This is a genomic window from Spirillospora sp. NPDC127506 (assembly GCF_040302145.1).
Taxonomy (GTDB): Bacteria; Actinomycetota; Actinomycetes; order Streptosporangiales; family Streptosporangiaceae; genus Spirillospora.
In genome coordinates this window covers 1-22,526 of sequence record NZ_JBEORG010000068.1, presented here as the reverse complement: position 1 = coordinate 22,526, position 22,526 = coordinate 1, and the positions used below count along the sequence as shown (strand labels likewise).

The 22,526-nt window shown below is 71.4% G+C and carries 18 protein-coding genes and 1 riboswitch; of the genes, 3 read left to right on the top strand and 15 right to left on the bottom strand.

Going from position 1 to position 22,526, the window contains the following annotated elements; translation table 11 throughout:
- Positions 1 to 114: 114 nt before the first annotated feature.
- From ABTW95_RS34205 to ABTW95_RS34185, 5 genes are all read right to left on the bottom strand, one after another.
- Positions 115 to 2,649, bottom strand: a complete 2,535-nt coding sequence (locus ABTW95_RS34205) for an ATP-dependent Clp protease ATP-binding subunit (RefSeq protein WP_396453216.1) — start codon at positions 2,647 to 2,649, stop codon at positions 115 to 117.
- A gap of 584 nt (positions 2,650 to 3,233) precedes the next feature.
- A complete protein-coding gene (locus ABTW95_RS34200; RefSeq protein WP_396451540.1) occupies positions 3,234 to 3,557 on the bottom strand; it encodes a histone-like nucleoid-structuring protein Lsr2 in 324 nt (107 codons plus the stop codon).
- Between the two features lie 1,159 nt (positions 3,558 to 4,716).
- A complete protein-coding gene (locus ABTW95_RS34195) occupies positions 4,717 to 5,370 on the bottom strand; it encodes an RDD family protein (RefSeq protein ID WP_396451542.1) in 654 nt (217 codons plus the stop codon).
- Between the two features lie 7 nt (positions 5,371 to 5,377).
- Complete coding sequence (locus ABTW95_RS34190; RefSeq protein ID WP_396451544.1) at positions 5,378 to 6,181, bottom strand: RDD family protein; 804 nt, start codon at positions 6,179 to 6,181, stop codon at positions 5,378 to 5,380.
- Positions 6,182 to 6,185: 4 nt separating this feature from the next.
- A complete protein-coding gene (locus ABTW95_RS34185; RefSeq protein ID WP_396451546.1) occupies positions 6,186 to 6,707 on the bottom strand; it encodes an amino-acid N-acetyltransferase in 522 nt (173 codons plus the stop codon).
- Between the two features lie 292 nt (positions 6,708 to 6,999).
- A riboswitch (cyclic di-AMP (ydaO/yuaA leader) is annotated at positions 7,000 to 7,180 on the top strand.
- 3 nt (positions 7,181 to 7,183) lie between these two features.
- Between ABTW95_RS34185 and ABTW95_RS34180 the strand changes: the two genes are divergently transcribed.
- Positions 7,184 to 8,179, top strand: a complete 996-nt coding sequence (locus tag ABTW95_RS34180; protein WP_396451548.1) for a C40 family peptidase — start codon at positions 7,184 to 7,186, stop codon at positions 8,177 to 8,179.
- A 225-nt stretch (positions 8,180 to 8,404) separates the two neighbouring features.
- On the opposite strand, the gene ABTW95_RS34175 is transcribed toward ABTW95_RS34180, so the two are convergent.
- Entirely contained in the window at positions 8,405 to 8,635 is a 231-nt protein-coding gene (locus ABTW95_RS34175; protein WP_021591725.1) for a transcriptional regulator, read from the bottom strand.
- A 484-nt stretch (positions 8,636 to 9,119) separates the two neighbouring features.
- Between ABTW95_RS34175 and ABTW95_RS34170 the strand changes: the two genes are divergently transcribed.
- Both ABTW95_RS34170 and ABTW95_RS34165 read left to right on the top strand, forming a co-directional pair.
- Positions 9,120 to 10,142, top strand: a complete 1,023-nt coding sequence (locus ABTW95_RS34170) for a LacI family DNA-binding transcriptional regulator (protein WP_500228467.1) — start codon at positions 9,120 to 9,122, stop codon at positions 10,140 to 10,142.
- A 56-nt stretch (positions 10,143 to 10,198) separates the two neighbouring features.
- Positions 10,199 to 11,425 (top strand): cytochrome P450, encoded by a 1,227-nt coding sequence (locus ABTW95_RS34165; RefSeq protein WP_500228466.1) that lies wholly within the window; start codon positions 10,199 to 10,201, stop codon positions 11,423 to 11,425.
- Here ABTW95_RS34165 and lysX read toward each other — a convergent pair.
- From lysX to ABTW95_RS34120, 9 genes are all read right to left on the bottom strand, one after another.
- Positions 11,412 to 12,866 (bottom strand): bifunctional lysylphosphatidylglycerol synthetase/lysine--tRNA ligase LysX, encoded by a 1,455-nt coding sequence (gene lysX, locus ABTW95_RS34160; RefSeq protein WP_500228468.1) that lies wholly within the window; start codon positions 12,864 to 12,866, stop codon positions 11,412 to 11,414. The two genes, ABTW95_RS34165 and lysX, sit on opposite strands and share 14 nt — an antisense overlap.
- An 85-nt stretch (positions 12,867 to 12,951) precedes the next feature.
- Positions 12,952 to 13,734, bottom strand: coding sequence for a type III pantothenate kinase (locus ABTW95_RS34155; RefSeq protein WP_396451554.1), 783 nt, complete (start codon positions 13,732 to 13,734; stop codon positions 12,952 to 12,954).
- 14 nt (positions 13,735 to 13,748) lie between these two features.
- Positions 13,749 to 14,606, bottom strand: a complete 858-nt coding sequence (nadC, locus tag ABTW95_RS34150; protein WP_500228465.1) for a carboxylating nicotinate-nucleotide diphosphorylase — start codon at positions 14,604 to 14,606, stop codon at positions 13,749 to 13,751.
- Positions 14,603 to 16,324: an L-aspartate oxidase gene (locus ABTW95_RS34145; RefSeq protein ID WP_500228464.1), complete on the bottom strand. Its 1,722-nt coding sequence runs from the start codon at positions 16,322 to 16,324 to the stop codon at positions 14,603 to 14,605. The genes nadC and ABTW95_RS34145 overlap by 4 nt, the downstream gene beginning before the upstream one ends.
- Before the next feature lie 98 nt (positions 16,325 to 16,422).
- Positions 16,423 to 16,839 carry an aspartate 1-decarboxylase gene (gene panD, locus ABTW95_RS34140; RefSeq protein WP_396451556.1) on the bottom strand — a complete coding sequence of 139 codons (417 nt, stop codon included), beginning with the start codon at positions 16,837 to 16,839 and terminating at the stop codon, positions 16,423 to 16,425.
- Positions 16,839 to 17,693 carry a pantoate--beta-alanine ligase gene (gene panC, locus ABTW95_RS34135; protein ID WP_396451558.1) on the bottom strand — a complete coding sequence of 285 codons (855 nt, stop codon included), beginning with the start codon at positions 17,691 to 17,693 and terminating at the stop codon, positions 16,839 to 16,841. Before panC ends, panD begins: the two co-directional genes overlap by 1 nt.
- A gap of 217 nt (positions 17,694 to 17,910) precedes the next feature.
- Entirely contained in the window at positions 17,911 to 18,867 is a 957-nt protein-coding gene (locus ABTW95_RS34130; protein ID WP_500228463.1) for a Rossmann-like and DUF2520 domain-containing protein, read from the bottom strand.
- Between the two features lie 110 nt (positions 18,868 to 18,977).
- The gene (locus tag ABTW95_RS34125) at positions 18,978 to 21,464 is read right to left on the bottom strand and encodes an ABC transporter permease (protein ID WP_500228462.1); all 2,487 of its coding nucleotides are present in this window, start codon (positions 21,462 to 21,464) and stop codon (positions 18,978 to 18,980) included.
- Positions 21,464 to 22,237, bottom strand: a complete 774-nt coding sequence (locus ABTW95_RS34120; RefSeq protein ID WP_500228461.1) for an ABC transporter ATP-binding protein — start codon at positions 22,235 to 22,237, stop codon at positions 21,464 to 21,466. Before ABTW95_RS34120 ends, ABTW95_RS34125 begins: the two co-directional genes overlap by 1 nt.
- Positions 22,238 to 22,526: the final 289 nt, after the last annotated feature.

Below are 22,526 nucleotides of genomic sequence, written 5' to 3'. Positions count from 1 at the left end.
ACTGGGGCGACCCGTGCAAGCACGCCGCCGCCGTCCTCTACCTGCTCGCCGAGGCGTTCGACGACGACCCGTTCCTGATCCTGGGGAGTCCGGCCGCGGGCCCTTCCACGGACGTCAGTCCTTGTTGAAGTTGACCGCGCCCTCGATGGGCGGCGGGCTGTCCGGGACGCCGGTCGGCTTCGGCACGCCCTTGAACGTGAACTTGGCGTTCTCCGCCGTGTCCTTGTTCTCGGGGTCGAAGCCCTCGGTGCCCACGATCACGATCTGGCCGGGCTTCAGCTCGTTGTAGAGGATCTTCTCGGACAGGCTGTCCTCGATCTCCCGCTGGATCGTGCGGCGCAGCGGCCGGGCGCCGAGAACCGGGTCGTAGCCCCGGATCGCGAGCAGGTCCTTGGCCTCCTGCCGCAGCTCGATGCCCATGTCGCGGTCGCGGAGCCGCTCGTCCACCTTGGCGATCATCAGGTCGACGATCTGGATGATCTCCTTCGGGGTGAGCTGGTGGAACACCACCGTGTCGTCGACGCGGTTCAGGAACTCGGGGCGGAAGTGCTGCTTGAGCTCCTCCGACACCTTCGCCTTCATCCGCTCGTACGAGCCCTGCTCGTCGTTCTGGCGGGCGAAGCCCATCGAGACGCCCTTGGAGATGTCCTTGGACCCCAGGTTCGTCGTCATGATGATGACGGTGTTCTTGAAGTCCACGACGCGGCCCTGCGCGTCGGTGAGGCGGCCGTCCTCCAGGATCTGCAGCAGCGAGTTGAAGATGTCCTGGTGGGCCTTTTCGATCTCGTCGAACAGGACGACCGAGAACGGCTTGCGGCGCACCTTCTCCGTCAGCTGGCCGCCCTCCTCGTACCCGACGTAGCCGGGCGGGGAGCCGAACAGCCGCGAGACGGTGTGCTTCTCCATGAACTCGGACATGTCGAGCTGGATCAGCGCGTCCTCGTCGCCGAACAGGAACTCGGCGAGCGTCTTGGACAGCTCCGTCTTACCGACGCCGGACGGGCCCGCGAAGATGAACGAGCCGCCGGGGCGCTTCGGGTCCTTCAGGCCGGCGCGGGTGCGCCGGATCGACTGCGAGAGCGCCTTTATGGCGTCCTCCTGGCCGATGACGCGCTTGTGGAGCTCGTCCTCCATGCGCAGCAGCCGGGTCGACTCCTCCTCGGTCAGCTTGAAGACCGGGATGCCGGTGGCGGTGGCGAGGACCTCGGCGATCAGCTCGTCGGTGACCTCGGCGACGACGTCCATGTCGCCGGCCTTCCACTCCTTCTCCCGCTGCGCCTTCTGGCCGAGCAGCTGCTTCTCCGAGTCGCGCAGCGCCGCGGCCTTCTCGAAGTCCTGCGCGTCGATCGCGGACTCCTTGTCGCGCCGGACGTCGGCGATCTTCTCGTCGTACTCGCGCAGGTCCGGCGGCGCGGTCATGCGGCGGATCCGCATCCGCGAGCCGGCCTCGTCGATCAGGTCGATCGCCTTGTCGGGCAGGAACCGGTCGCTGATGTAGCGGTCGGCGAGCTGCGCGGCGGCGACCAGCGCGCTGTCGGTGATCGACACGCGGTGGTGCGCCTCGTAGCGGTCCCGCAGACCCTTCAGGATCTCGATCGTGTGCGACAGGGACGGCTCGGCGACCTGGATCGGCTGGAAGCGGCGCTCCAGCGCGGCGTCCTTCTCCAGGTGCTTGCGGTACTCGTCCAGCGTGGTGGCGCCGATGGTCTGCAGCTCGCCCCGCGCCAGCATCGGCTTGAGGATGGACGCGGCGTCGATCGCGCCCTCGGCGGCGCCCGCGCCGACGAGCGTGTGCAGCTCGTCGATGAACAGGATGATGTCGCCGCGGGTGCGGATCTCCTTCAGCACCTTCTTCAGGCGCTCTTCGAAGTCGCCGCGGTACCGGGAGCCGGCGACGAGGGCGCCCAGGTCGAGGGTGTAGAGCTGCTTGTCCTTGAGCGTCTCGGGCACCTCGCCCTTGACGATCTTCTGCGCGAGCCCCTCGACGACGGCGGTCTTGCCGACGCCGGGTTCGCCCACGAGGACGGGGTTGTTCTTGGTACGGCGGGACAGCACCTGCATGACCCGCTCGATCTCCTTGTCCCGGCCGATGACCGGGTCGAGCTTGCTCTCCCGCGCGGCCTGCGTCAGGTTGCGGCCGAACTGGTCGAGCACGAGGGAGGTGGAGGGTGCCGACTCCGAGGGCCCGCCGGAGGCGGCCGGCTCCTTGCCCTGGTAGCCGTGCAGAAGCTGGATGACCTGCTGGCGGACCCGGTTGAGGTCGGCGCCGAGCTTCACCAGCACCTGGGCGGCGACGCCCTCGCCCTCGCGGATCAGGCCGAGCAGGATGTGCTCCGTGCCGATGTAGTTGTGGCCGAGCTGCAGCGCCTCGCGCAGCGACAGCTCAAGGACCTTCTTGGCGCGCGGAGTGAACGGGATGTGGCCCGACGGCGCCTGCTGGCCCTGGCCGATGATCTCTTCGACCTGCTGACGCACGGCCTCAAGACTGATCCCGAGGCTCTCCAGAGCCTTGGCAGCGACACCTTCGCCCTCGTGGATCAGGCCCAGGAGGATGTGCTCGGTGCCGATGTAGTTGTGGTTGAGCATCCTGGCCTCCTCCTGAGCCAGGACGACAACGCGCCGCGCGCGGTCGGTGAACCTCTCGAACATCTCGTCGCTCCTCACAGAGCGGTTGGGCAGAGTCCGGAACGTCCGGAACTGTCCTTCCGCATGCTAGCCCGCCCCGAGGAGGCCGCCCGGTGCACTCCCACCAGGAGACGTTCCCCAGCTAAGCGCTGTTCAGTCTCATCCAACTACCGCATCGGTGCGTCATGTTCCCGCTACGCCGCAAGCGAACGGGGGCTTTCCGCAGGTCGATCGGGGCGCGGGGCGGATGTGCCGAATGGGGGCCGGACATCCGCTCGCGCCGCCTCTGTACCTCGCTGCGTCCGCGGCCAACCCCATTACCGCTACGCCACAAGCGAACGGCCGATTTCACTTACCCGCCTCTCTCCGCACCCCGGACCCCGGTTCGCCGACCCGCCATGGAGGCCGGCGGCGAAGGCGGCCGGCGCGTCAGAGAACTCCGGGAGAAGTACGCGCGCCTCTGAGACGCATGAACGGAGCCGCGGGGCGGGGGGAGCCCGCCGCCCGGGAGAAGGACGGGACCGCCCGGGAGAACGACGTGAGCCTTCGGGAAGCACAGTGAACGGCCCGCCTCGTTTACGGGAGACGGGCCGCCAGGTGGAAGCGGGTCAGTTGGCCGCTTCGTACTGCTCGATCACGTGGGCCGGGATGCGTCCGCGCTCATTGACCTTGATGCCATTGTTCTTGGCCCAGGCACGGATCTCGGCGCTGCGTTCCCGGCTGGACGCGCCGCGCTGCCGGCGGCGGCGCGAGACCGTGCCCGCCTTGCGGGACTTCTCGACGAACGGCTGCAGCGATTCACGCAGCTTCTTAGCGTTGGCGCCACTGAGGTCGATCTCGTAGGAGGCGCCGTCGATCGAGAACGATACGGTCTCGTCCGCCTCGCCACCGTCGAGGTCGTCGACGAGAAGCACCTGAACCTTCTGTGCCATGGGGACAGACCTTTCGGCTGGAGCAAACTTCAATCGGTTCACAAAGATATACCGAGAACTCCGCGGATGACAATTCAGCGCCCGCGTTGAACCGGCACTGCGGCGGAAGTCGCCTTCCCGCCGGTGACCGCGCGTAATCGTCCTCGTCGTTTCCGGAGCAGCCGGGAGACGCCCGAGGGCGCGCCGCGGCCCGGCGTCCGTGAATTTCCGGCGCGCGGGCCGGGCCGGGGTTTTCAGGGCGTGACCGGTGTCACGGCACGCAGGCTGACCTGGGGCCGGTGCGGGCGCATTGGTCCCGGGTTTGCGGGCACCCGGCTTTCGGGCGGCGCCGCCCGCCCGGGTGGAAAAGCCGCTGCCCGGACCTTAACAGGCTGTGCGCGCCGGTACCGGCGCTCAACGATTAACCCGACGTAACGGCCCTAACCCGTCCGCGGCCGGGAATCCGCGCGGCCCGGCGCTCCGGCACGCCGCGCACCTGGGGAGACCCAGGACGACGCCTGGGCACGCATGGACGCGTGTATGCCCGAGGGGTCCCAAGGAACGGAAAGCGGAGATCATCGCGCTGACCGGCTGATGTTGCCCGATAACCGGAAGGAGGGCGGTGCCGAAAATCGGTTCCGCCCGCGCCCGGCGGGAAGTCGCGGCCCCGCGCCGCCTCTCGGCGATGCGGCCGATGCCGCCGCCGCGCCGGCCTCCGGAAAACGGCCGATTGGGGCACAATCCGACTGGCCGGTAACCCACTTCTCCCACATCCGGTCCAGAAGCGGCGGGGTGAACGTGGTCCACGAACCGGCACCGTGCGCGTGGGCGCGCGAAAGTCCGTTCCGCAGTGAGACCGCGTCCCGTCCAGAGTTAGTCCAGTACCGCCCGACAAGCGGCATCCCCGGCCCCATGGCAACGGCGCGCGAGGAGACTTTCAATCCGGAGGGGGTGTCCGGGAGGCGGCACATCCCGCCTTGATTCAGGGTCGTAACCGGAACGAGCTGGGATTCGCCTTGCGAACGCGGACGGCCCGAAACAGACCGGTCCATCCCAGTGGAAAGCATGTAGAAGACAGGCGAAAACCCTCGTCCCGCGATGGATCACGGGACGAGGGAACGGGATCGTCTACCGGAAGCGCGCCTGAACGCGCCTGAGAGGGCCGCAGAAGGCCGGAGAATCAGGGGCGCGAACGTTTTACCACGACCGTCCCCGCGAGCCTGTCGTGGACGGCTTGGCGCCGCGTCCCCTCGAACATGAGCCCGGCGTTCGCGACCCAGAAGACGCTCGCCAGGAGACCCGCCACGGGAATCGGGCGCGCGGCGATCGGCAGCGAATAGACCGCGGCGCGGAGAACGGACTGCAGAACGCCCGGATGAGCACCGGCCTCCGCCTCGCCGCCCGGAGGCCCGGCCGATCGCGCGGGCGCGCCCTCCTCGGATGCGGCGCCCTCAGGGGCCGGCTCAGGCGCGCCCTCGGGCGCGGGCCCCTCGGGAGCGGTCACCGGCACGAATCCCGGCACGGAAAGGGGCAGGATCCCGGCGCCGCCCGTGCCCGCCGGCTCCTCCGCGTCCGCCCCGCCGGACTGGACGGCCGGCAGGGCGGCGACGACTTCGATGCCCGCGAAGCGCTTGCCCAGCGTCCGGCCCCAGAGGGCCAGCTGGACCGCTTCGTAGAGCAGCATGCACCCGGCCACGGCCGGCGGGGCGACGACGTCCACCGCATGCCCGGAGAACAGTTCGCGGACGACGAGGACGACGGGCACGCCGACGATGAGCGTGTCGACGACGCGCGCCAGCAGGCGCTGGCCCGGTTCGGCGAGGTCAGCCGCCATCGCGGCCCTACTCCGCGTACTCGGTGTACTCGGTGTACTCGTCGTACGTGCCGCGCTCGTCGATGACGAGCGTGTCGGCAAAGCGGTCGTGCAGGGCCTGGTGCAGGGGCTGGTCCCAGATCGCCCACAGGTAGGCCATCAGGCCGCCCACCCAGACCAGTGCCATCCCGTAGGCGGCGTACTCCCACACCATCACCGCCAGAACGAGGAAGAAGAAGACACCGATCTGGTAGCCGATGTGGACGATCCCCGCCCGCCACACGGCCTGCGTGGTGGTCATCGGCCGCCCCACAGGACGCGCCTGCACGATGCCCAGCCCCATGACGCGTTTGCCCAGCGTCCGCCCCCACATGGAGAGCTGGACGGCCTCGTAGAGGAACGGCAGCACCGACATGACGCAGAACAGCGTGAAGATGATGGGCCAGTTCCAGATGCCGCCCTCGTCCTGGTCGCTGCCGCTCTTGTCGCCGAGCCCGAAGGCGGCGACCGTCACGGGCAGGATGAGCGCGAAACCGAAGACCGCGACGAGGGCGTTGTCGAGGAGCCGGGCGCCGGCCCGCCGGAGGATCGGGGCGAGCTGCGGCTCGTCGCCATGGGAGCCGCCGTACTCGCCGTAGGACGCCTCGTAGGTCTGCCCCCAGCCCTGTTGAGGCTCCTGCCACTGCTGCTGGGGCGAGGGCTGCTGCCACTGCTGCTGTGACGGCTGCCGGGGCTGCTGCCACTGGGGACCCTGGTACGGGGGCGGGGGGCCGTAGGAACCCTGCCCCTGCGGCGCTCGGTAACGCCGACCACGGTTGGGGGAATCGCTCATTGGGTCAGTCCTCCAGGCGAAGCAACATCCGGGTGTTGCCCAACGTATTCGGCTTGACCCGGTCGAGGTCCAAGAACTCCGCGACGCCTTCGTCGTAAGAGCGGAGAAGCTCCTCGTACACCTCTGGCGCCACCGGAGTCCCGAGGATCGGCTGGAAGCCGTGGCGGCCGAAGAACTCCACCTCGAAGGTAAGGCAGAACACCCTCCGCACGCCGAGTTCCCGCGCGGTGTCGAGCAGCCGGGCGACGATGCGGTGCCCGATGCCGCGTCCGCCGTACCCCTTGTCCACGGCGACGGAGCGGACCTCGGCGAGGTCCTCCCACATCACGTGGAGGGCGCCGCAGCCCACGACGCGACCCGGCTCCCCCTGCCGGACCTCCTCGGCGACCCAGAACTCCTGGACGTCCTCGTACAGCTTCACCGTCGACTTCTTCAGCAGGCGTCGCCCCGACCCGGCGTACAGATCGACCAGCCTGCGGATCTCCTGAACGTCGGCGGTGCGGGCACGCCGGATCACGACCTCCACAAACAGGCGAGATTATCGAACACCTGGTCTTATCGAACGCACGCGTAGGCAGACGTGCCGCGGGCGCCTTACAAGAAGAACTAGATAGAAACAACTAGGCACGGCTATCGGCGTTCGAAAAGTGACGCGCACCACAGTTCCCCGTTACTGAACGTGCTCGGCGCAACACGCGCCTCGCCGCACGACCTGCGATTTCACCTGTTCTGGTTGGCATCCCTTGCGCGTTCCGTTAGTGTCCATCGCTGACGTCGGCCACCCGCAGAACGGAGGCCGCACCGCCGAGTCCCGCGGGTCGCAACCAGCGCCCCGGGGAGCCGGGGACCCACTTTCGGAGCGTTCGGGGATGCGTCCCCCGGACCGGCGCCGTCAGGGGTGAATCCGCAACGCCGCGGCACTGCCCGCGCATGCTCGCGGACGGGCTGCTCCGGCCCCAACCCGTCAGCTAACCCGGTAGGCGGACGAGGAGAGGAGAATTCGTGCAGCAATCGCGGCCTGCATCTCTTTCACGTTTTCGCGGCCGCGCGGTCACCGTCGCCGGCGCGCTCATCGCCCTGACGGCCGCACCGCACGTCATCGCCCCGCAATCCACCGCCGTCGCGCACGCCGACCCGAAGCCGTCCACCAAGGAGCTCCGGTCCCAGGCGTTCAAGCTCGCCGACCAGCTGGAGCAGCTGACCGAGCAGTACAACGGCCTGAAGGTGAAGCTGGCGCAGTCGCAGCGCGCCGCCAAGGTCGCCGCCGAGAACGCCGAGCGGCAGGAGAAGGCGCTCCAGGCCATCCGCCAGAAGGTCGGCGCGCTGGCCGCGACCAGCTACATGCAGGGCGGCTCCGATCCCACGGTCTCCTTCGTCGCCTCCCAGGACCCGCAGGCCGTCCTCGACCAGGCCGCCACCCTCCACTACTTCGCCAAGCAGGACAGCACCAAGGTCCTCGGGCTCATGCAGGCCATGCAGGCCGCCCAGCGCGCCCGCAAGTCCGCCGAGGCGCGCGCCAAGCAGGTCAAGGACCTGCGCACCAAGCTGGAGTCGCAGCGCAAGAAGGTCACCGCGGCCTACGAGAAGGTGCGCGGCACGATCGTCAAGCGCGACCCGACCCAGCTCGCCAAGCTGCCCGTCATCGGCACCGGCAAGGCCGCGCAGGCGCTGCGGTACGCCATGACCAAGCTCGGCCGCCCGTACGTCTGGGGCGCCGCCGGCCCGAACAGCTTCGACTGCTCCGGCCTGACGATGTGGGCCTACAGGCAGGTGGGCATCAACCTGCCGCACTACACCGGCAGCCAGTGGAACGCGGGAACCCACGTGTCGCGCAGCCAGCTGCAGCCGGGCGACCTCGTGTTCTTCTACTCCGACCTGCACCACATGGGGATGTACGTCGGTGACGGCAAGATGATCCACGCGCCCCAGACGGGTGACGTCGTGAAGATCGTGCCTCTGGCCGGGCGTCCCTTCGCCGGCGCCGTCCGGGTCGCCTAGCGGCCCCTGCCCCGGAACGGCCTTGCCCGGTCACCCGTGCACATGGTGAAGAGACCCATCGGCGTGGGCTTCGAACACCGTCCGCGGCGACGCCTCCTGCAGGGACCTACCTGCCAGGGCGCCGGCGCCGCCGCTGCGGGGTCGGACGGGATTCGACCGTGTTCGCCGCCTGGATCTCTCGGTGACGCTCGCCCGTCCCCTGGCGAGCGTCGGGGGTGGAGCCGGCTAGATGAGCTGCCTCCGGGCCGCCCACACCACGGCCTCGATAGGGGTGTTGACCTCCAGCCGGTCGCAGATCGTCCGCAACCGGCGCCGCAGGGTCCGTGCGCTCAGCTCCAGCTTGCGCGCCGCCACATCGGCGGTGACACCGCTCGCGATCTGTGCGAGCAACCGGATCTCCTCCTCGCTCAGCCCGAAATCGTCGGTGCCACGACGTGCGAGTGTGGCTGTTTCCACTCCGTCCTCCCTCGTCCGTGGTGATGACCGCGGGGATGCAGCCGTCCGCTGCACAGGCACGGGTTGGGCCTCTGTACGCGTTGGGTTGCCGGGTCCGGAGCCTTCCGGACTTAGATCATCGGGTTCCTTTTCTGTCTCGCGCGCTTGGCCGGAGGTGGCCGCCTGGCCGATTGCGGGGTCGTTCGGGGGAACTCCGGGTGACGATTCACTCGTTGGTCGTCCGAGGGAGACGGGATGAGATCGCCAGCCATCCGCACCCGTCCCTTCTCGTCGAACTCGCCAGATCTCGCCGCGGACCAAGATCGTGAATCGTTTCAAGCTACGCTTCGGCTCGGAACGCTAGGCGGCCGGATCCGGCCCGTCAAGCGTTGTCCAAATGCGCTACGCGTCCGTTTAGTGACGCTGCGTAGTCGCGGCAGCGGGCATATGCCGTGCATAACGCCACTACCTGGGGAAACTCTCCCGGGTCGGGACGAGGAGCGAGTTGCCACAGACCAGTATTCGTGAGGTCGCGAGGCGTGCTGGAGTCTCAGTTGGGACCGTTTCGAATGTCCTAAACCGGCCAGACCTCGTGGCCGAAGCTACCCGTGACCGCGTGCGCGCGGCGATCGAGGAGCTCGGATTCGTGCGGAACGAGTCCGCGCGCCGGCTCCGCCGGGGCCCCGAGCGCACCGCGGGCGAGTTCGGCGACCAGCCGCGCCGGGCCTTCGGCATCGTCGTCGAGGACCTCGCCAACCCGTACGCGTCCGATGTCGCGCGCGGCGCCGAGGCGGCGCTGAACGCGGCCGGCCATGACGCCCTCTGGCTGTCCAGCGACCACTCCTCCGCCAAGGAGCGCCGCTCCCTGGAACTCCTGGAGGAGCAGCGCGCCGCCGGGGTCTTGATCATCCCGGTCGGGCTGGACCCGGGGGACATCTCCCGGTTCCGCGCCGCCGGCATGAGCGTGGTGCTGATCGACCGCGACTCCTCGCACGCCTGCTCGGCCCGCGTCGACCATGTCGCGGGCGGCGAGATCGCCGCCGCGCACCTGCTCGGCATCGGCCGGGCGCGGATCGTGTTCGTGACCGGCGTCCCGGAGCCGCAGCCCTGCGTGGAACGCCGCGACGGCGCCGCCCGGACGATCGTCGAGGCCGGGTTCGGCAAGCCCGCCACGCTCGTCCAGGACGCCCTGAGCCCCACCGAGGGGCAGGCCGCCGCCCACGCGGTGATGGCGATGTCGCCGCGCCCCGACGGCGTGTTCTGCGCCAACGACCTGCTGGCCATCGGGCTGATCAACGAGCTGACCCGGCTCGGCGTCCGCGTCCCGGCGGACATCGCCGTCATCGGCTACGACGACATCGAGCTGGCCGCGAGCGCCGCCGTCCCGCTGACCACGGTCCGGCAGCCGCGCCGGGAGCTGGGCTGGGAGGCCGCCGAGCTCGCGCTGGCCGAGATGGGCGAGGGCAAGTCCCACCAGCACCGCCAGGTCGTGCAGCGCCCCGAACTGGTCGTCCGCGAAAGCGCTTAACGCCCCGTCCCCGTCACCCTGTTGACATCTCGTCTGATTTCCGGGTGACTGGGGGGATGGAGGACAGGACGGGGCAGGTCGTCGAGGTCGAGGCCGCGGCGGTCCTCGGGTTCGATCCGGGGGATCCGGCCTTCCGGGCCGACCCCTACCCGCACTACCGCCGCCTCGCGCGCGCCGAGAGCCGCCTGCACCGGACGGACGTCGGCCTCCGCGTGACCACCTCCCACGAGCTGTGCGAGCGGGTGCTGCGCGACCCCCGGTTCGGGCATCGGCCCGAGAGCGGCGGGCTGTGGCGCGAGTCCCGCGCCCGGAACCGGTCGTTCCTGACCATGGACCCGCCCGACCACACCCGGCTCCGGCGGCTGGTCAGCAAGGCGTTCACCCCGAGGCTCGTCGAGCGGCTGCGGCCGCGGGTGGAGGCGCTGGTCGACGAGCTGCTGGACGGCGTGTCCGGCGAGGTCGACCTGATCGCCGCGCTGGCCTACCCGCTGCCCGTCATCGTGATCAGCGAGATGCTCGGCGTCCCCGCCAGGGACCGCGACCTGTTCAAAGGCTGGTCCGACAGCCTCGCACGCGGCCTCGACCCCGACTTCCTCCTGCCGGAGGCCGAGATCCGGCTGCGCGAGAAGGCCCGTGAGGAGTTCGCGGTCTACTTCCGGGAGCTGGCCGCCCAGCGGCGCCTCCGGCCTCAGGACGACCTCGTGAGCGCGCTCGTGGACGTCTCCGACGGCGGGGACGTCCTGTCGGAGGAGGAACTCCTCGCGACGTGCGTGCTGCTGCTCGTGGCAGGGCACGAGACGACCGTGAACCTCATCGGGAACGGCGCCCTGGCGCTGCTCCGCGACCCCGCGCAGCTGGAGCTGTTCCGGCGGCACCCTCAGAACGTCCCGGCCGCCGTTGAGGAGCTTCTGCGCTACGACCCGCCCGTCCAGCTCACCCTCAGGGCCGCTTTGGAGGACGTCGACCTCGACGGGACGCTCATCGAACGCGGGAAGCTCATCCTGCTGCTGACGGGTGCCGCCAACCGCGACCCGTCCGTGTTCGACGATCCGGACCGGCTGGACCTGACGCGCTACATCGAGGGACGCGACGCCCCGCGGCACCTTTCGTTCGGCCACGGCATCCACTTCTGCCTGGGGGCGCCGTTGGCCCGGCTGGAGGGCCAGGTCGCGCTCAGGAAACTGTTCGAACGCGACGTGGCCCTCGCCGGGCAGGACCTCGTCTACCGGGACAACCTCGTCCTGCGGGGCCTGCGCGACCTCCCGGTCGTCATTCGGGCTTGACCAGCGGGAAGAGGATCGTCTCGCGGATGCCCTTGCCGGTGAACGCCATGATCATGCGGTCGATGCCGACGCCCACGCCGCCCGTCGGGGGCATCGCGTACTCCAGCGCGCGCAGGAAGTCCTCGTCCAGCTGCATGGCCTCCGGGTCGCCGCCCGCGGCGAGCAGCGACTGCTCGGTGAGCCGGCGGCGCTGCTCGACGGGGTCGACCAGCTCGGAGTAGGCGGTGCCGAGTTCCGTCCCGAAGCCGATGAGGTCCCACTTCTCGGTGAGGAGGGGCTCGTCCCGGTGCTGGCGGGTCAGCGGCGACGTCTCGACCGGGTAGTCCATGACGAAGGTGGGCTGGATGAGGGTGTGCTCGATCAGCTCCTCGAAGAGCTCCTGGACGAGCTTGCCCTGCCCCCACTTGGGGTCCCACGAGATGCCGCGCGCGTCCGCGAGCTTGCGGACGGCCTCGATCGGCGTGTGCGGCGTGACCTCCTCGCCCAGGGCCTCCGACACCGAGCCGTAGAGCGTGACGCGCGGCCACTCGGTCAGCCCGAGGTCGATCTCCACGCCGTCATGGACGACCACGGTGGTGCCCAGGGCGGCGACGACCGCCTTCTGGTACATCCGCTGCGTCAGGTCGGCCATGTCGTTGTAGTCGAGATACGTGCCGTACGCCTCCAGCATCGTGAACTCGGGGTTGTGCGTGGAGTCGGCGCCCTCGTTGCGGAAGTTCCGGTTGATCTCGAAGACCTTCTCCATGCCGCCGACCACGAGCCGCTTCAGGTACAGCTCGATGGCGATGCGCAGGTAGAGGTCCATGTTGTAGGCGTTGATGTGCGTCTTGAACGGACGCGCCGCCGCACCGCCGTGGATGGGCTGGAGCATGGGCGTCTCGACCTCGAGGTAGCCCTCCTCGTGCCAGAAGTCCCGCACCGCGCGCACGGTGGCGCTGCGCAGCCGCGCCATCTTCCGCGCCTCGTCGTTCACGATGAGGTCGACGTACCGCTGCCGGACCCGCGCCTCCGGGTCGGTCAGGCCGGCATGCTTCTCCGGCAGGGGGCGCAGGCACTTGGACGTGATGGCGAAGCGGTCGGCCATGACCGACAGCTCGCCGCGGCGGGACGTGATGACCTCGCCCTCGACGCCGATGTGGTCGCCGAGGTCGACCTCGCGCTTCCAGAAGTCGAGCTGCTCCTGCCCGACCTTGGCCAGCGACAGCATGACCTGGAGGTCGCCGCCGGCGTCCCTGATGGTGGCGAAGCACAGCTTGCCGGTGTTGCGGATCAGCATGACGCGACCGGTGACGCCGACCTTGTCGCCCGTCTCGGTGCCCGGCTCCAGGTCGGGGTATTTCTCCCGGATCTCGGTGATGGTCGCCGTCCGGGGGAAGGTCACCGGGTAGGGGTCGATCCCGCTCTCGCGGAGCCGGTCGAGCTTCTCCCGGCGCACGCGCATCTGCTCCGGGAGCTCGTCGAAGGTCTCGTCACTCACCGCTCAAGGCTATCGACCCCGTCCCGTGCCCCGCGAACGAGTTGGGAGGCTACGGGGTGTTGCGCTCGTAGATGAGGCGGAGTCCGATGAGGGTGAGCCACGGCTCGAACACGTCGATGCTGCGGGACTCCTCCAGGACGAGCGGGGCGAGGCCGCCGGTGGCGATGACCGTGACCTCCTCGGGGTCGGCGGCGAGCTCGTCCGACATGCGCTCGACGATGCCGTCCACCTGCCCGGCGAACCCGAAGATGATGCCGGACTGCAGCGCCTCCACCGTGTTCTTCGCGATCACGCTGCGCGGCCGGACCAGCTCGATCTTGTGGAGCTGTGCGCCGCGCGACGACAGCGCGTCTATCGAGATCTCGATGCCCGGCGCGATGGCGCCGCCCACGTACTCGCCCTTGGCGGACACGGCGTCGAACGTCGTCGCGGTGCCGAAGTCGACGACGAGCGCGGGCCCGCCGTGGGTGTGGACGGCGGCGAGCGCGTTCACGATGCGGTCGGCGCCGACCTCCTTGGGGTTGTCCATGCGGACCGGGACGCCCGTCTTGACGCCCGGCTCCACGATGACCGCGGGCACGTCGCCGTAGTAGCGGCGGCACATCTCCCGCATCTCGTGCAGGACGGACGGGACCGTGGAGCACAGCGCGATGCCGCTGATGTCGGTCTCCGCCAGCAGGGGGCTCTGCTGGACGAGCCCCTGCAGGACCACCGCGATCTCGTCGGCGGTGCGCCGCGGATCGGTGTTGATCCTCCAGTGCTCGATCACCTCGTCGCCCTCGAACAGGCCGAGGACGGTCTGGGTGTTACCGACGTCGATGGTGAGCAGCATCAGGTCCCCGCTGGTCAGGTGAAGTCAAGGCCGATGTCGAACACGTGCGCCGAATGCGTCAGCGCGCCGACGGCAAGGTAGTCCACCCCGGTCACGGCGACGTCTCGGGCCCGGTCCAGGGTAAGGCCACCGCTGGCCTCGAGCTCCGCCCGCCCAGCCACCAGGCGTACTGCCTCGGCCATCTCGGCATCGGACATGTTATCGAGCAGGATGCTCGTCGCGCCCACCCGCAGTGCCTCTTCCACCTGCGCGAGGGTGTCGCACTCCACCTGGATGTGCAGCGACGGGTACACGGCCCGGATCGCCTCGTACGCCTTGGCGACGCTCCCGGCCGCCGCGATGTGGTTATCCTTGATGAGCGCGGCGTCGTGCAGGCCCATCCTGTGGTTGACCCCGCCGCCGCAGTGGACGGCGTACTTCTGGAGCGCGCGCAGGCCGGGGAGCGTCTTGCGGGTGTCGCGCACGCGCGCCCTGGTGCCCTCCAGGGCGTCCGCCCACCGCCGCGTGGCGGTCGCGATCCCGGACAGGTGGGTGAGCAGGTTGAGGGCCGTCCTCTCGGCCCTCAGCACGGCCCTGGTCTGCCCGCTGACCGAGATGAGGACCTGCCCCGGAACCACCCGGTCGCCGTCCTCCGCCCGCGCCTCGTAGGCGATGTCGAGCAGCTCGAAGACGACGCAGGCCACCGGGATGCCCGCGACGACCCCTTCGTCCCGGGCGCGGAGCTCGCCCGCGGCGGTGTCGTCCGGTGCGAAGATCGGCGTGCTCGTGACGTCGACCTCGCCGTCCTCGGCGAGCGCCGTCCGGGCGAGGTTTTCCACAGTCTGTGGATCCAGCCCGGCGCCGCTGAGCCTCTGCGAGAGTTCCGGTGTCATGAGCGCATCCCTTCCAGAGGTTCATAGGTTGTCGTCAGGGCGTTGCCCGTCAGCCGCGTCACCAGGTGGCCGCGCCACGCCGCGTCCGCCCGCTCCGGGAAGTCCTCCCGCCAGTGGCTCCCGCGCGTCTCCTCGCGCCGCCGCGCCGCCGCGACGATCGCGGACGCGACGGTGTGCAGGTTGGTGGCCTCCCATGCCGCCACCCCCGGCTCGGCGTTCCCGCCTGCGAGCTGCTCCAGCTCGCGCCCGGCCCGCTCCAGCCCCTCGGCCCCCCGCAGGACCCCCACGTAGGAGGACATGACCTGCTGAATCCGCCCGCGCCTGCTGCCGTCGACCAATCCCCCGCCCGCGACCGCGTCCGCCGGCCCGTCCGGCACGGCCCCGGCGCCGGCCCCCGTGCCGCCGCGCACCACGCCGCCGGGCAGGGCGGCGAGTGGCGCGCTCGCCGCGTCCGCGGGCGGGGCGGGGGCGGCGGCGAGGTCGGTGTGCAGGGCACCGGCTATGCGGGCGGCGAAGACGAGCCCCTCCAGCAGGGAGTTGGAGGCCAGCCGGTTCGCGCCGTGGACGCCGGTGCAGGCGGCCTCGCCGCAGGCGTAGAGGCCGGGGACGGACGTGCGGCCGTGCAGGTCGGTGCGGACGCCTCCGCTGGCGTAGTGCGCGGCGGGGACGACGGGGATCGGCTCGGTCACCGGGTCGATGCCGTGGTGCCGGCACGCGGCCAGGATGGTCGGGAAGCGGCTCTCCCACATCGCGGCGCCGAAGTGGCGGGCGTCCAGGAGCATGCAGGGCGCGCCGGTCTCCCGCATCCGGTTCATGATCCCCTTGGCGACGATGTCGCGCGGCGCCAGTTCGCCGAGCTCGTGCCGCCCGGTCATGAAGCGGACGCCGTCGTGGTCGATGAGGTGGGCCCCCTCGCCGCGGACGGCCTCGGAGATCAGCGGCTGCTGCCCGGTCGCGCCCTCGCCCAGCCACAGCACGGTCGGGTGGAACTGGACGAACTCCAGGTCGGTGACCTCGGCCCCGGCGCGCAGCGCGAGCGCGACGCCGTCGCCGGTCGACACCTCGGGGTTGGTCGTGGCGGAGAACACCTGGCCGAGCCCGCCGGTGGCCAGCACGACGGCGCGGGCGCGGACGGCGCCGACGCCGCCCGGCTGCCCCTCGCCCATCACATGGAGGGTGATCCCGGCGGCGCGCCCGGCGGCGTCCTTCAGCAGGTCCAGGACGAGCGCGTGCTCGATGACCTCGACGCCGGAGTCCTTGAGCGCGGCGCGGAGGGCGCGGCTGATCTCGGCGCCGGTGGCGTCCCCGCCCGCGTGCGCGATGCGCCGGCGGTGGTGGCCGCCCTCGCGGGTCAGCGCGATGCCGCCGTCCCCGCCGCGGTCGAACGCGGCGCCCAGCTCGATGAGCCCGCGCACGGCGTCCGGCCCCTCGGTGACGAGCGCCCGGACGGCGTCCTCGTCGCACAGCCCGACGCCCGCGACGAGGGTGTCGGCGAGGTGCTCCTCGGGGGTGTCGTCGGGGGCGAGCGCGGCGGCGATCCCGCCCTGCGCCCAGCGGGTCGACCCGGCGTCCAGGAGGGCCTTGGTGACGAGCAGCACCCGGCCGTGCGGGCGGCAGTTCAGCGCGGCGACCAGGCCGGCGATGCCGGACCCGATGACGACGACGTCGGCGTCCGCGGTCCAGCCGGGCTCGGGGGCGCGGAGAACGGAAGGGATCATGGGCCCTCCTCCGGAATCGGTTCTCGTCATTATGACCCTAACTCCGGAGAACCCGGCGCCCGCCCCCCGCATTCCCGGCACCGCGGGAGCGCGGCGGGTCAGCCGTGGACGAGGTCGCCGCGGGCGGTGCCGGCGCCCGGGACGGGCTCGGCCGGGTCCGACCCCAGGGAGATGATCTTGTTGGAGCGGTCGACGTGCACGACGGTCGGCACGAACTCGCGCGCCTCCTCGTCGGCGAGCTGGGCGTAGCTGATGATGATCACCAGGTCGCCGGGCTGGACGAGGCGGGCCGCGGCGCCGTTGATGCCGATGACGCCGGAGCCGCGCTCGCCGGCGATCAGGTAGGTCTCCAGGCGCGCGCCGTTGTCGATGTCCACGACCGAGACCTGCTCGCCCGGGAGGAGGTCCGCGGCGTCCATCAGGTCCTGGTCGATGGTGAGCGAGCCGACGTAGTGCAGGTCCGCCTGCGTCACCGTGGCGCGGTGGATCTTGGACTTGAACATCGTCCGGAACATCAGTGCTCCTTGCCGAGCTGGAGGTGAACGTTGTCGATGAGGTGCGTGGCGCCGACGCGGCCGGCGACGGCGAGGACGGCGGGGCCGCCGGCGGCGGCCGGCGTGAAGGTCGCCGGGTCGACGAGGACGAGGTAGTCGAGCGCGAGCGGCGGGTCGGCGGCCGCGGCCTCCTCCAGGACGGCGCGGGCCGCGCCGAGCACCGCCTCGGGCCCCTCGGCGGCGGCGTCCGCGCCGGCCCGCAGGGCGCGCGACAGGGCCAGCGCGGTCCGCCGCTCGGCGGCGGACAGGTACCGGTTGCGGCTGGAGAGGGCCAGCCCGTCCGGTTCGCGGACGGTCGGGCCGCCCACCACCCGCACCGGCACGTTCAGGTCGGCGACCATGCGGCGGATCATCGCGAGCTGCTGCGCGTCCTTCTCCCCGAAGATCGCCACGTCGGGGCGGACGAGGTTGAGCAGCTTCAGCACGACCGTGAGCATCCCGTCGAAATGGCCGGGCCGGGCCGCGCCCTCGACGACCTCTCCCATCGGGCCCGACTTGAGCGTGACCTGCGGCTCGTCGGGATACATGACCTCGCGGTCCGGCGCGAACACCAGGTCGACGCCCTCGCGGGCGCACGCCTCGACGTCGGCGTCGAACGTCCGCGGGTAGCGGTCGAAGTCCTCGCCGGGCCCGAACTGCAGCGGGTTGACGAAGATGCTCACGGCGACGCTGCCGGCGCTGCGCCGCGCCAGGCGGATGAGCGACAGGTGCCCCTCGTGGAGCGCCCCCATGGTCGGGACGAACGCCAGCGTGCCCTCGATCCGCGCCCGCGCCGCGGCGAGCTCCTCCCGCGTCCGCGCGATGACGGGTTTCACTCGACCTCCCTAATCACCCGGTGGCCTCCCGCACCGGGACCGTCCGATCGCGGTCCCGGAGCGGACGCGACCATGTGGAACACCCGGCTCCGGGCCGGACGCCCCGCGGTGTCCCGCGGTCCGCCGGCGGAAGCCGGTTCTTCAACGCATCGGGTGCGGCGCCCGCTTCCCGGGTGGCCGGGAGCGCGAGCGCTCGGCGAGGCGGCGGCGGGCGGGGTCAATCGGCCAGGGCTTCCAGGAGGCGTTCGGCGGCCTCGGGCTTGAGCAGCCCGGCGCCGAGGGCGCGGTCGGCGGTGAGGCGGGCCAGCGCGATGTAGGCGCGGCGGCTCTCCGGGGAGACCTTGCCGAGCTCGGCGACGTGGTCGGCGACCGTGCGCGCGTCGCCGCGGGCGACCGGCCCGGTGAGGCCGTCGATGCCGAGGCGGAGGCCGTTGTCGAGGGCGGCGCCGAGGAGCGGGCCGAGCATGCGGCCGGGTTCGGCCACACCGGCGCGCCCCAGCAGGTCCATCGCCTCCACGACGAGGGTGACCAGGTGGTTCGCGCCGCCGGCGAGGGCCGCGTGGTAGAGCGGCCGGGCCTCCTCGGTGATCCAGACGGGTTCGCCGCCCATTTCGAGGACGAGCGCCTCGGCGACCGGGCGCAGCGGCTCGGGCGAGGTGGCGCCGAACGAGATGCCGGTGAGCCGGTTCACGTCGTCCGGGCGCCCGGTGAAGGTCATCACCGGGTGCAGGGCCAGGGGCAGCGCGCCGGCGCGGGTCAGCGGGTCGAGGACGGCGGTCCCGTAGCGTCCGCTGGTGTGCACGGCCAGCTTGCCGGCGACCGGGACGCCCGCGGCGACCAGGCCGGACGCCAGTTCGGGCAGCTCGTCGTCCGGGACGGTCAGCAGCACCAGGTCGGCGGCCGCCACCACGTCCTGCGGGGCGGCGACGGCGGCGCCGGGGAGGCGTTCCGCGACGCGGGCCCGGGAGCGGTCGGAGACGGCGGTCGCGGCGACCACGCGGTGGCCCGCGCGGGACAGCGCGGCGCCGAGCGCCGTGCCGACGCGGCCGGCGCCGACGACGCCGACCGCGAGCCGCGCGGGCCTGTCCTCCGGGGTCTCCTGGCCGTTCCGGGGGGTCGTCCCCCCACCGGGAACCGGCCCGTTTCCGGGCACGCCGGGGGCATGTGGGTCCATCGGGTTCGTTCCAGTCCTCACAGGTAGGTACCGGACGGGCGCGAACCAGAGTACCCATGGCCCCGGCTCACGCGGTCCGGCGGGTGGCGGACGCCACCCCGGCCTCCCATTCAGTCATGGGCGAGGGACTCCACGATGGACGTCCTCGCGGCGCGCCGCGCCGGCATGACGGCGGCGAGCGTCCCGGCCGCCCCGGCGAGCAGGACGAACCCGGCGATCTGGAGATACGGCAGCGAGAACACCGACTCCTCGGTCATCGCGCTGGTCGCGGCCCAGCCGAAGACGACGCCGAGGGCGACCCCGGTCAGCGCGCCGATCACCGCCATGACCACCGCCTCGACCGACAGCATCCGGCGGAGCTGGCGCCTGGTCAGGCCGAGGGCGCGCAGCAGCGCCGACTCGCGGGTCCGCTCCACGACCGAGAGGGTCAGCGTGTTCGCGATGCCGAACAGCGCGATGACGATCGCGAGGCCGAGCAGCCCGCCGAAGATCATCAGCAGCATGTCGATCGCGTCCTCCAGCCGCTCCTCGAAGTCGGCGGTGGACTCGACCTTCGCGGCCGGGTACGGCAGCGCGGCCTGGTCGACGGCCTTGCGCGCCCGGTCGGCGGAGACCGCGTCGCCGGTCTTGACGAAGATCTCGGCCGGGTCCACGGCGCCGAAGTACCGGGCGAAGTCGGCCTCCGGCACGATGATCCCGTGGAACTGGCCGCCCAGCTCGTACACCCCGGTGATCTTGACGGGGGTCACCCCCCGCCGGGTCTTGACCTGCAGGGTCTTGCCGACCTGCCAGCCGGGGAGGTGCAGCGTGCCCTCGTCCACCAGCGCGGTGCCCGGCTTGAGGTCGGAGACCGCGCCGGCCTTCATCTCCGGCTTCGCGACCGTCCCCCAGGCCGACGCGGTCACCGTGGTGACCGACGCGTCCTCGCCGTTGACCTTCGTCTCCTTGTCGCGGACCTCGACGACCTGCTCCACCTCGGGCCGCTCGCGCAGATCGTCGCCCAGCGCGGGCGGGAGGTCCTCGCCGTTCTGGGTCGCGACCCTGAACTGGACGGGGAACTGCTCGTCCAGCTCCTTGGTCGCGGTCGCCTTGCCGCTGGCCGCGACCACCGCGAACAGGCTCATCAGGCCGACGCCGACGGTCAGCGCGATCGTGGTCGTGGCGGTGCGGCGCGGGGCGCGCTGGGCGTTCGCGACCGCGAGCCGCCCCGGGACGCCGCCGAGCCGCGCCGGGACCGCGCCCGCGAACCGGCTCAGCGGCCGGACGAGCGCCGGCATCCCCGCGATCACCGCGAGGAAGAAGACGCAGCCGGAGAACGCGACCACGAACATCGCGCTCTCGCCCTTGTCCATCCCCAGCGCGCCGAACAGGCCGATGGCGACGCCGGCGGCGGCGAACAGCACGGCGAGGACGGTGCGCCGCACGCCGAGCCGGAAGCGCCCGCCGGCCGGCTCGGTCTCCGCGCGCAGCGCCGCGACGGGCGCGACGCCGGTGGCCGCGCGGGCGGGCAGCAGCGCGGACAGCACGGTCACGGCGACGCCGACCGCGAGGCCGATCAGGACCGTCCGCGGCGCGAGGGACGGCGCGGTGAGCGCCACCCGGTCGTTCAGCCTGTTGATCAGGACGAGCGCGCCCTGCCCCAGGCCGACGCCCGCGGCGATGCCCAGCAGCGACCCGGTCAGCCCCACCGCCGCCGACTCGGTGAGGACGCCGCCGAAGATCTGCCGGCGGGTCGCGCCGACGCAGCGCAGCAGCGCCATCTCCCGCATCCGCTGCGCGACGAGGATCGCGAACGTGTTGTAGATGACCAGGGCGGACACCAGCATCGCGACCAGCGCGAAGATCAGCAGACCGGCGCGGATGATCTTCGTGTCGGCGCCCGCGTCCTTCGCAAGCTTCGCGCCCAGCTCCTCGCCCGTGTAGACGGCGGCGGAGCCGGCGGCGGCCTTCACGGCGGCCTTGGAGACCGCGCCCGCGATGTCGATCTCCTGGTAGGTCTTCTGCCCGGTGATCCGCGCCGCGGTGGCGGGGTCGAACCCGACCGCGCCGAAGATGCTCGCCTCCTGGTCGATGCCGAAGTCGACCAGCCCGACGACCTGGAACCGGTGCGGCCGGTTCTTGCCGTCCAGGACTGTCACCGTGTCGCCGACGGTGAATCCCTCCCGCTTGGCGAGTTTGGTGTCGAGGACGGTCTCGCCACCGTTGGACGGGGGCCGCCCCTTGTCGACGTCGTAGCGGAGCAGGCGCCCGGACGGCACGGACATGCCCATCGTGGGGAAGTCGCCGACAGTCTTGCCGTTCTTGCCCACCAACGCGGCCTCGCCCTTCACCGCGCCTTGGGCCTCGGTCACTCCGGGCAGGGAGCGCACCTTCTGCAGCAGCGAGGCCGATAGCCCTTCGGTCGCGCGCTCATCGGGGACGACCGCGATGTCGACCTTGTCGGCCGACCGCGCGAACGTCTTGGCGACGCCCTTGTCCATCGTGTCCGTCAGCACGAACGTGCCGGAGATGAAGCCGACGCCGAGGGTGATGGCGACCCCGGTCAGGAGCAGGCGGAGCTTGTGGGCGCGCAGGCCGGCCAGTGCCGTTCTCAGCATCACGCCCCCAGGGCCTTGAGCCGGTCCAGGACGGCCGCCGGGGACGGCTGGAGGATCTCGGAGACGATCTCGCCGTCCCGCAGGAACACCACCCGGTCGGCGTAGGAGGCGGCCACCGGGTCGTGGGTGACCATCACGACCGTCTGCCCCATCTCCCGGACGGACGAGCGCAGGAACCCGAGGACCTCCGCGCCCGCCCTCGAGTCGAGGTTGCCGGTCGGCTCGTCCGCGAAGACGACCTCGGGGCGGGAGACGATGGCCCGCGCGCACGCCACCCTCTGCTGCTGGCCGCCCGACAGTTCGGACGGACGGTGCCCGAGCCGGTCCCGCAGCCCGAGGACGTCCACGACCTGCTGGAACCACGCGCGGTCGGGCTTGCGCCCGGCCAGCTGCATCGGCAGCAGGATGTTCTGCTCGGCGGTGAGCGTCGGCAGCAGGTTGAACGCCTGGAACACGAACCCGACCCGGTCGCGGCGCAGCAGCGTCAGGTGCCGGTCGCCCATCCGGGTGATCTCCGCGTCGCCGAGCATGATGCGTCCGCCGGTGACGGTGTCGAGGCCAGCCAGGCAGTGCATCAGCGTCGACTTCCCGGACCCGGACGGCCCCATGATCGCGGTGAACGCGCCCCGGGCGAACCCGACGCCGACCCCGCGCAGCGCGTGCACGGCGGCGTCACCGGACCCGTACACCTTGGACACGCCCTCGGCCATGACGGCCGGCGGCGCTGCGGCTGCGGGTGCTCCCCCGGGCGGATCGGCGAACGTGCTGGTCACGGTGGCTCCTCGTGGTCTCGTCCCGATTCGGATGATCGGGAACCACGCTAGGAATCCGCGCCGCCGCCGCCATCGCCCCGGCGGCCACGGTCCGCGTCACTCTCACGGCTATCCGCGCCGCCCGGGTACGACCTGAGTCGTACGGGCCCGTCACCCGATCCGCTGACCCGGGACGGCGCGGGCGCCCGCATGGGCGGGATCGAGTAGGAGGGCCGGGTCGCCCGGCCCTCCTCTCACACCACCGGACATGCGGGCCCGCATCCGGCGGTTCGTCAAGCCGTTGATCTGA

Coding starts and splice junctions, on each gene's coding strand:
- ABTW95_RS34205 (WP_396453216.1), bottom strand. CDS start 2,649: ATGTTCGAGAGGTTCACCGACCGCGCGCGGCGCGTTGTCGTCCTGGCT.
- ABTW95_RS34200 (WP_396451540.1), bottom strand. CDS start 3,557: ATGGCACAGAAGGTTCAGGTGCTTCTCGTCGACGACCTCGACGGTGGC.
- ABTW95_RS34195 (WP_396451542.1), bottom strand. CDS start 5,370: ATGGCGGCTGACCTCGCCGAACCGGGCCAGCGCCTGCTGGCGCGCGTC.
- ABTW95_RS34190 (WP_396451544.1), bottom strand. CDS start 6,181: ATGAGCGATTCCCCCAACCGTGGTCGGCGTTACCGAGCGCCGCAGGGG.
- ABTW95_RS34165 (WP_500228466.1), top strand. CDS start 10,199: ATGGAGGACAGGACGGGGCAGGTCGTCGAGGTCGAGGCCGCGGCGGTC.
- lysX (WP_500228468.1), bottom strand. CDS start 12,866: ATGCGCGTGCGCCGGGAGAAGCTCGACCGGCTCCGCGAGAGCGGGATC.
- ABTW95_RS34155 (WP_396451554.1), bottom strand. CDS start 13,734: ATGCTGCTCACCATCGACGTCGGTAACACCCAGACCGTCCTCGGCCTG.
- nadC (WP_500228465.1), bottom strand. CDS start 14,606: ATGACACCGGAACTCTCGCAGAGGCTCAGCGGCGCCGGGCTGGATCCA.
- ABTW95_RS34145 (WP_500228464.1), bottom strand. CDS start 16,324: ATGATCCCTTCCGTTCTCCGCGCCCCCGAGCCCGGCTGGACCGCGGAC.
- panD (WP_396451556.1), bottom strand. CDS start 16,839: ATGTTCCGGACGATGTTCAAGTCCAAGATCCACCGCGCCACGGTGACG.
- ABTW95_RS34130 (WP_500228463.1), bottom strand. CDS start 18,867: ATGGACCCACATGCCCCCGGCGTGCCCGGAAACGGGCCGGTTCCCGGT.
- ABTW95_RS34125 (WP_500228462.1), bottom strand. CDS start 21,464: ATGCTGAGAACGGCACTGGCCGGCCTGCGCGCCCACAAGCTCCGCCTG.